A 9059-nucleotide genomic window follows, 5' to 3' on the forward strand; every position below is an offset into this window, starting at 1 on the left:
CCGATGTCGTATGAGGATTCGATCTCACCGGAGGTCTTCGAACTCGAGCGGGAGGCCATTTTCAAGAAGGCCTGGCTCAACATCGGCCGGGTTGAACAGGTACCGCGGGTCGGCAGCTATTTCACCAAAGAGATCCACGCCGCCTGGAGTTCCGTGATCGTCGTGCGCGATAAGGACAAGCAGGTACGCGCCTTCTACAACATCTGCCGCCATCGCGGGAACAAGCTGGTCTGGAACGAAATCCCCCGCGCGGAGACCTCGGGGACGTGCCGGCAGTTCACCTGTAAATATCACGGGTGGCGTTACGGTCTGGACGGTGCGCTGACCTTCGTACAGCAAGAGGGCGAGTTCTTCGACCTGGACAAGAAGGACTACGGTCTCGCGCCCGTCCACTGTGAGGTGTGGGCCGGGTTCATCTTCGTCAATCTCGCGCCCGAACCGGAACAGTCGCTGCGTGAATTCCTCGGCCCGATGATCACCGATCTGGAGGGCTACCCGTTCGATCGGCTGACCGAACGGTATTCCTACCGGTCCGAGGTCGGCGCCAATTGGAAGCTCTACATGGACGCGTTCCAGGAGTTCTATCACGCCGCGGTACTGCACGGGAACCAGTCACCGGACAACTTTTCCGCCGCCGCCCAGGCGGCGGGCTTCGAAGCGCCGCACTATCAACTCCAGGGGCCCCATCGTATGGTCAGCACCTCGGGTGTGGTGACCTGGGAACTCGATCCCTCCATGCGTAAACCGATGGAGGACATCACCCGCGGTGGCCTGTTCGGGCCGTGGGACGTTCCCGATCTGGGTGAGCTTCCGGCCGGGGTGAATCCGGCCAAATGCGACCCGTGGGGCCTGGACTCGTTCCAGATGTTCCCGAATTTCGTGATCCTGATCTGGTCGGGTGGCTGGTATCTCACCTATCACTATTGGCCGACCTCCCACAACACCCATATCTTCGAGGGCAACCTCTATTTCGTGCCCGCGCAGACACCGCGGGATCGCGTCGCGCACGAGATGACGGCGGTGACGTTCAAGGAATACGGACTCCAGGACGCCAGCACCCTCGAAGCAACGCAGATGATGCTCGAATCCCGGGCGGTCACCCGGTTCCCCCTGTGCGATCAGGAGGTCCTGTTGCGCCACCTGCACAAAACCGCGGGGGAGTGGGTCGACGACTACCGGAAACAACGCGCGGAGGTGACGACCAAATGACCCTGCTTCCGGCAGAATTCGCCGATCTGGAACCCTTTGCCGGGAAATGGTGCCTGGGCTCGGAACATGAACGGTACGCCGAGCGGCTGACCAGCACCATGCCGGAAATGCAAGAGTTCTACGACGCGATCACCCCGCGCGCCGAGGCGGCGCTGAGCTACCTCGACCATGTGGGCCTCGACGATATGCCCGACGACGCGCTGAACCTGCTCCACCTGCTGTATTCCATGATCATGGTGTCCTTCCCAGTGGAGGTGTGGAATCAGCCGTGGATCCCCGACGCGAGTGAAGCGTCGATGGACTGCGTGATCGAGCCGGCACCGTGAGCGCCGGCGCAACGGTCCTGCGCGCGGCGCGCTGGATCGATATCGAGGCCGGTGTCGTGCGCACTCCCGGCGTGATCGTGGTGCGTGACGGGTTGATCGAGGCGGTCGACCCGCCGGAACTGCCCGCCGGCGCCACCGTGGTCGAGCTCGGCGACAGTACGCTGCTGCCGGGGCTGATGGATATGGAACTGAACCTGCTGATCGGCGGGCCCGACAACCCCACCGGTCTCCCGAACCCGATGCACGGTGTACAGGACGACCCCGTGTATCGGACGTTGCGGGGCACCGTCAACGCCCGGGCCACGCTCATGGCCGGCTTCACCACCGTCCGCAATCTCGGATTGATGGTGAAAACCGGCGGTTACCTGCTCGACGTGGACCTGAACCGGGCAATCGAACAGGGCTGGTTTCCCGGACCCCGGATCGTCTCCGCCGGCCATGCCATCACGCCGACCGGTGGGCATCTCGATCCGACCATGTTCCAGAAACTGGCCCCGCACATCATGCCCATGGCCGTGGAGGAAGGAATGGCCGACGGCGTCTCCGCGGTCCGGCGGGCGACGCGATATCAGATCAAGTACGGGGCGGGTGTCATCAAGATCTCCGCGTCCGGTGGCGTGATGTCGCACAGTACCGCCCCCGGCACCCAGCAGTACTCCGACGAGGAACTGGCGGCGATCGTCGACGAAGCCCACCGCGCGGGGATCAAGGTCGCCGCCCACGCCCACGGTGACGCCGGGATCCGCGCCTGTATCCGGGCCGGTGTCGACTGCATCGAACACGGGTCGCTGGCCAGCGACGATACCGTGCAGATGATGGTCGACCACGGCACCTTTCTCGTACCGACCAGCTACCTCTCCGAGGGGCTGGACACCTCCAAGGCGCCACCGGCACTGCGCCGCAAAGCGGCCGAGGTCTTTCCCAAGGCCCGCCGCATGCTGGGCAAGGCCATCGAGGCCGGTGTGAAGATCGCCTGCGGGACCGACGCGCCCGCGGTGCCACACGGACAGAACGCCAAAGAACTCTGGGCCCTGGTCGACCGTGGGATGACACCTATGCAGGCGTTGCGCGCCGCGACCGTGACCAGCGCCGAACTCATCGACGCCGATGACCGGGGCCGGCTCGCGCCCGGCCTGCTGGCCGATATCATCGCCGTCCCCGGTGACCCCGCCCGCGATATCACCGCTCTCGAACAGGTCCGGTTCGTGATGAAGGACGGCATCATCCACAAGAACGAACCGGTCCACTGACGCCCTCGACACGATCCGTCACCACCTCTTCAGGAGACACCCATGCCCAAAGGAATTCTCTACGTCGAATCCCGCCCGAGTTCCCCCGAGGAAATCGCCGAATATCACCGCTGGTACACCGAGACACATATCGGCGAAATGCTCGATATCGACGGCATAGTCTCGGCCCGACGTCTCGAACCACTGGCCGGCGACGGAAGTTTCATCGCCCTGTACGAGATCGAAGCCGACGACCTCGAGGCAGTCCGGGCCCGGATGGGGGCCCGGGCGCGGTCGGGGGAGATGTCGAAACCGGTCGCGGTCCAGTCGGATCCACCCCCCACGGTGCGTCTGCTCCGCGAACTGAGCACACATACCGCCTGAATCGGAGCGCGCCGTGTACGACCGCAAGGACCTGTTCATCGGTGGCCGATGGGCGCGGCCCACCACCGGCGAGACCATCGAGGTGATCTCGCCGCACACCGAAGAACCCATCGCCCGCGTTGCCGCGCCCGTCGCGGCAGACGTCGACCGCGCGGTCGCCGAGGCGCGGCGCGCGTTCGACCACGGACCGTGGCCGCGGCTCGATCCGGCCGAACGCATCCGGATCGTCCGCGGCCTCGCCACCGGATACGAGGAGCGCGTCGAGGAGATCGCCCGGCTGGTGACGGCGGAGATGGGCGCGCCGATCACCTTCTCGCGCTCCGCGCACGCACGCCTCCCCGGTGTGATGATGCGAGCGCTGATCGACCTCGCCGAAACCTACCCGTGGGAGGAAGTCCGGCCCGGCTACTTCGGCTCCGGCATCCTGGTGCGCAGCGAACCCGTCGGGGTCGTCGGCGCGATCGTGCCCTGGAACATGCCGATGCTCATGGTGGTGGCCAAACTGATTCCAGCTCTCCTGGCCGGTTGCACGATCGTCGTGAAACCGTCTCCGGAGACCCCTTTGGACGCCTACGTCATGGCCGAACTGATCGAGCAGAGCGAGATACCGCCCGGTGTCGTCTCGATCCTGCCCGGCGACCGGGAGATCGGGGCGCACCTCGTCGCTCATCCGGGAGTGGACAAGGTCTCCTTCACCGGGTCCACCGCGGCCGGTCGCGAGGTCGCGGCCGCGTGCGGTGCCGCGTTGAAACGGGTCGGCCTCGAACTGGGAGGTAAATCGTCGGCGGTGGTGCTCGACGACGCGGACCCGGCCGCCGTCGCCGCCGGTGTGCGGGTGGCGGGTCTGATGAACGGCGGCCAGGCCTGCGTCGCGCAGACCCGCGTCCTGGTGCCCGAAGAACGCCGCCATGAATTCGTCGACGCGCTGGCCGCGATGGTGACCGGGCTGGTCGTCGGTGACCCGTCCGCCGACACCACCGGGATCGGACCCCTTGTCTCCGCCCGCCAGCGGCAGCGGGTGCGCGACTACATCGAACTGGGGACCGTCGAGAACGCCCGTCTGGTCGCAGGTGGCGCAGGCCCGCCCGAGGGTTCACACCGCGGCTGGTATGTGCGGCCGACGCTGTTCGACCGGGTCGAGCCCGGGATGCGGATTGCCCGGGAGGAGATCTTCGGCCCGGTCCTGACCGTCCTCGCCTATCGCGATCTGGACGAGGCGGTGCGGTGGGCGGACGCCACGGACTACGGGCTGTCCGGCTCGATCTGGACGGCCGACACGGACCGGGGCCTGGCGGCCGCGCGCCGTATTCGCAGCGGTACCTTCGGAATCAATCAGGCCTACAGCATGGACCCCTACGCACCGTTCGGCGGTGTCAAGGCCAGCGGTATCGGACGTGAATACGGACGCGAGGGTCTGGCGGGCTTCCTGGACACCAAATCCATCTCGGGGGCGGGTCCGGCCGGCTGACGAGGTGCCGGCGTCGATGTGCGCGGGTCAGTGCGCGGCGGCTTCCTTCGGCTTCCGCTTCGGAACGACGTGCATGATCAGTACGACGAGGGCTCCGACGACGAGCCCGACGAGTGCGGAGGCAACCGTCCCCGCGGTCCAGGACAGGACACCGCCGAACCCGCCGTGGACGAGTTCTCCGGCCCAGTGTTCGAGGTCGTGGAGACGGTCGGCGGGCCAGTGGAATCCGGCTTCGCCGACGTTGACGAGGAGGATATGGCCGCCGACCCACAGCATCGCGGCGATCCCGACGACGGTGAGAACGGACATCACCTTCGGCATCGCGGCGACCAGTCCGCGTCCGACCCGCTGACCGAACGGTGATTTGCGCTCGGCGAGTGCGAGTCCGACGTCATCCATTTTCACGATCGCCGCGACGGCGCCGTAGACCAGGACGGTGATGAGGAACGCGACGACGATCAGCACCAGCAGACGGGTGAGGAACGGTTCGTCCTCGACCGAGGAGAGGGCGATCACCATGATCTCGGCGGAGAGGATGAGGTCGGTGCGGATCGCGCCGCTCACCATCGTCTTCTCGTGTTCGGGTCCGCTCGAGGCCGTCGGCGCCTCGTCGTCGTGGTGACCGCCGGTCAGCGCCTCGTACACCTTCTCCGCGCCCTCGTAGCAGAGGAACAGGCCGCCGGCGATGAGCAGGTACGGCAGCGCCTGCGGCAGGAACTGGCTCAATATCATCGCTACCGGCAGGATGATCAAGAGCTTGTTGCGGATCGACCCGATCGCGATCTTGCGGATGATCGGGAGTTCGCGCTTGGGGGAGAACCCGTGCACGTAGCGGGGGGTGACCGCGGTGTCGTCGACCACCACGCCCGCGGCCTTGATACCGGCCTTGCCTGCCGCGGCACCGATATCGTCGATCGACGCCGCGGCCACCTTCGCGATCGCCGCGACGTCGTCCAGCAGGGCGACGAGACCACCAGCCACGGGAACCTCCACTTCGATGTATCCAGCAGATCGAACAGTACGCGTACAGCGCGGTGCTGTTCGAGCGGGCCGATCACTCGTGGCCGGGTCCGGGATCGAGTCCCCGCCGACGTTCCCGGCGCGAATACACGACCGGCAATATCACCGATATCGAACTCCCTGCCCGTCGGGCAGACTGAGGCCTCGCCACCGGCGAACGAGCCGAGGAGATGGCGCGATGGGGACCACCATCAATCCGCGATGAAGGAGAATTACCGTGCCGCAATACTTCCTGACCCTGCCCCATGACAGCGCCGAGGAACCGACGATGGATTCGATGCAGGATATGGACCCCGCGGAACTGGAAGCGATGATGGCCGCCGTCGACAAATTCAACAGCGACCTCGTCGCCTCCGAGGCGCTGGTCGCCGCCGGCGGACTGCATCCACCCTCGACCGCGATCACCGTCGACGCCACCGGAGACCTCCCGTCGCACTCCCGGAAGCCCTTCGTCGAGGCCGACGAGTACGTCGGTGGCTTCTGGATCATCAATGCCGCCGACGAATCCGCCGCCGTTGCCTGGGCCGAGCAGGCCTCCGCCGCGCTGGGATCTCGTATCGAAGTCCGCGCGCTTCAAGAGGCACCCGAATAGATATGTGACCGCGGTCCCCCGGTAGCGACGCACCGCGGGACTCGCCGAACCAGGAAAGCGATCGAACAGCGCATCTGCCGGGTGGTGACCAAAGCGCCGAACGGCTGCCTGCCACCTCGCCGGGGATGCTCACTCCTCGCTGTCCGGTAGCTCGGCCCCCGCGCCGGTGGGGCCTCGGTCATCGCCTGCCCCGGTCAGCAGGATCCGGGTCAGTTCGGCACGCGAGTTGACTCCGGCCTTCTGGTACATCTTTCGCAGGTGGTAGTCGATCGTCCGGGTGCTGAGGAACATCTGTGCCGCGATGTCCCGGTTCGTGTAACCCTCGGCGACGGCTTCGGCGATCCGTGCTTCCTGCGGCGTGAACCGCACGGCCGTGGCGGTAGCGCGGGGCCGGATGCGTACTCCCGTGGCGCGCAGTTCCTCTCGGGCTCGATCCGCCCAGAGATCGGCACCGAGCGTCCGGAAGGTCTCCAGGGCCGCGTTGAGCGGCGCGCGGGCCTCGGACTTCCGCCGGTCGCGGCGCAGATGCCGGCCGAGGAGCAGCTGGGTTCGCGCCGTCTCGAACGGCTGGTCGGTGAGTTCGTGAAGTTCCAGCGCCTGACGGAAGCCGGCTGCCGCGTGCTCGTGCGGGGCCAGCAGCGCGCGGCACCTGGCGGCCAACGCGCTCAGTTCCGGTGTGCCGGCTGCCTGCGCCCATCGGGTGAACAGTGCCAGCGGTTCGGTGGCGAGGCCGGCCCGGTTCGACTGGACCGCGGCCTCGACCAGGTCGGGCACGTTCACCACCGTCACACTCAGGTAGGAGCTGCCGGCCGGCGACCGGAAACGCAGCAGGGCCTCTTCGGGCCTGCCGGCCGAGAGTTCGAGCAGGCCGAGCGCGCGCTGGACGAGGACGACGATGCTGACCATGCCATGGGCGAGTGCGTCGGCCATGACGTGGCCGGCGAGCGTACGGGCCGGCCCGTCCTCGCCGCGGAGTGCCGCCAGCATGACCTGGGCGCCGCGAAACGCGATGCCGGCGTTGCGCTGTCCGGTTTCCTCCGTCAGCCGGCAGCCTTCCTCCGCGAATGCGGCCGCCGAACGGAAACGTCCGCTTGCCGAGTCGTCGACGACCACCCGCCACAATGCCCAGGACAGAGCCACCGGGGTTCCGAGTCGGCGGGCGTGTTGCATCGCGTTCCTGCTGAGGTGTCGCCCGCGTCTCCGATCACCCAGTTCCCAGATCATCCCGGCGGCCCAGGCCGCCGGACTCGGATCCATCAGGGCCTCGGCCGCGTCCAGATCGCCGGGCGCCAATCCGGCTTCCTCGCCCCGCAGAGTTCGGCAGGTGCCGCGCAGGAGCCGTCCGAGAATCTCCCATACACCGGTGCCGGTGAGGGCGAGCTGCTCGACCGCGTTCGACAACTCGGCCCACGCATCCGCCGCGTCGGCGGCGAATCCGGCTTCCCAGAACCGCATCAGCAGCTCGATCGATTGTCGCGGGCCCGCCTCCAGCGCGCTGGGGAGGATAGGGCGCAGCATCGCCAAAGCGTCGGCGGGCCGGCCGATATGGAGTTCCAGTGACGCCCGCAGCAGGGTGGTCCGGAAGCGAAGGGGCCCGAGTGATCGGTCCGGTTCGATACCTTCCAGCATCGTTTTGGCTCGTTCGAAATCTCCGCTGTGCCACCATGCTTCCGCGGATTCGAGCCTGCGGCGGGCCCGGCGCGCCCCGGGCTCACCCACCTCCATCGCCCGGGCGAGCAGCGCGGCGCTGGTGGCGAAGCTCGATCGGGCGGCGCGGTGCGCCGCGTGCTCGAGCTCCCGCGCAACATCCTCATCACGCCCATCCGCCGCCTGTCCCAGATGCCACGCGCGAAGTTCGTCTTCGTCACCTACCGCGGCGGCCAGCGCTCGATGGGCCTGCCGGCGGTCGGCCATCGTGGCTCCGTGATAGACGGCCGAGCGAATCAGTGGGTGCCGGAGCACCACTGCCGGCCCTGCCGCGGTGATCAGGTCGTCGAGGTCGCCGAGTCCGTCGACCGCGGATTCGAGATGGGGATCGAGCGCGGACGCCGCCCGGCGCAAGGCGTCCCATCCGAGATGGCCGTCCGCGGCGATCAACAACATCAGCCGCTGTAGCGGTTCGCTGTGACACCGGACCCGGCGCAGGAACGCCTGCTGCAACTCATCGACGAGCGGCAGGGGCCCCGGTGGCACAGGGGTGCCGACGACCATGGCCGGGAGTTCGCGGATCGCCAGCGGGTTACCCGCGGTGGCGTCCAATACCGCGTCGCGCTGTAGCGGAGTCAGCCGCGTACCGGCGTGTTCGATGAGCAGCCGACGCGCCGATAATCGGTCCAGGCCGGCCAACGGCAGGTCCACGGCTCCCGTGGGCTCCAGACGGTGACCTTCGTGGGAGCGCGCTGCCAGCACCAGCGCGATCGGCTCGGTGTCCAGGCGCCGGGCCACGAACTCGAGGACCTTGATCGACGCGTCGGCGGCCCAGTGCGCGTCGTCCACGATGCAGAGCAGTGGGCGGTGCCCGGCCAGCTCCGACAGCAGTGACAGCGACGCCAGTCCGACCAGGAATCGGTCCGGGGTCTGTCCATGCGCCAGCCCGAACACCACGCGAAGCGCGGCTGCTTGCGGTCCGGGTAGCCGATCGAGCAGCTCGAGCGCCGGTTTCAGCAGGTGGTGCAGCGTCGCGTAGCCGAGGTCGGATTCCCATTCGACGCACGTCACGCGTAATACGCGCATACCGGCGGCAGTGCGGGCGGCGTCATCGAGAAGTGCGGTCTTCCCGATTCCCGGCTCGCCGCGTACCACAGCGAACCCGCCCTGGCCCGCCCGTGCCC

Annotated in this window: 8 protein-coding genes; 6 read left to right on the plus strand and 2 right to left on the minus strand. The window is 67.5% G+C overall.

The features are described 5' to 3' along the window. From ACWDU1_RS24620 to ACWDU1_RS24640, 5 genes are all read left to right on the plus strand, one after another. A partial coding sequence (locus ACWDU1_RS24620; RefSeq protein WP_450001929.1) for an aromatic ring-hydroxylating oxygenase subunit alpha occupies nt 1-1209 on the plus strand: 1209 nt, incomplete at its 5' end. After that, nucleotides 1206-1535, plus strand: coding sequence for a hypothetical protein (locus ACWDU1_RS24625; RefSeq protein WP_450001930.1), 330 nt, complete (start codon nt 1206-1208; stop codon nt 1533-1535). The genes ACWDU1_RS24620 and ACWDU1_RS24625, both read left to right, overlap by 4 nt. After that, nucleotides 1532-2785, plus strand: coding sequence for an amidohydrolase family protein (locus tag ACWDU1_RS24630; protein ID WP_450001931.1), 1254 nt, complete (start codon nt 1532-1534; stop codon nt 2783-2785). Before ACWDU1_RS24625 ends, ACWDU1_RS24630 begins: the two co-directional genes overlap by 4 nt. Nucleotides 2786-2827: 42 nt before the next feature. Beyond that, the gene (locus ACWDU1_RS24635) at nt 2828-3148 is read left to right on the plus strand and encodes a hypothetical protein (protein ID WP_450001933.1); all 321 of its coding nucleotides are present in this window, start codon (nt 2828-2830) and stop codon (nt 3146-3148) included. Next, complete coding sequence (locus ACWDU1_RS24640; RefSeq protein WP_450001941.1) at nt 3138-4616, plus strand: aldehyde dehydrogenase; 1479 nt, start codon at nt 3138-3140, stop codon at nt 4614-4616. The genes ACWDU1_RS24635 and ACWDU1_RS24640 overlap by 11 nt, the downstream gene beginning before the upstream one ends. Before the next feature lie 27 nt (nt 4617-4643). Here the strand turns inward: ACWDU1_RS24640 and ACWDU1_RS24645 are convergent, their stop codons facing one another. Beyond that, nucleotides 4644-5597, minus strand: a complete 954-nt coding sequence (locus ACWDU1_RS24645) for a DUF808 domain-containing protein (RefSeq protein ID WP_450001935.1) — start codon at nt 5595-5597, stop codon at nt 4644-4646. Nucleotides 5598-5853: 256 nt separating this feature from the next. Between ACWDU1_RS24645 and ACWDU1_RS24650 the strand changes: the two genes are divergently transcribed. Continuing rightward, the gene (locus ACWDU1_RS24650; RefSeq protein WP_450001937.1) at nt 5854-6228 is read left to right on the plus strand and encodes a YciI family protein; all 375 of its coding nucleotides are present in this window, start codon (nt 5854-5856) and stop codon (nt 6226-6228) included. Between the two features lie 129 nt (nt 6229-6357). Here the strand turns inward: ACWDU1_RS24650 and ACWDU1_RS24655 are convergent. Continuing rightward, nucleotides 6358-9059, minus strand: a 2702-nt coding sequence (locus ACWDU1_RS24655; RefSeq protein WP_450001939.1) for a helix-turn-helix transcriptional regulator, incomplete at its 5' end; no start/stop codon positions are given.

The organism is Nocardia sp. NPDC003345, assembly GCF_053589395.1.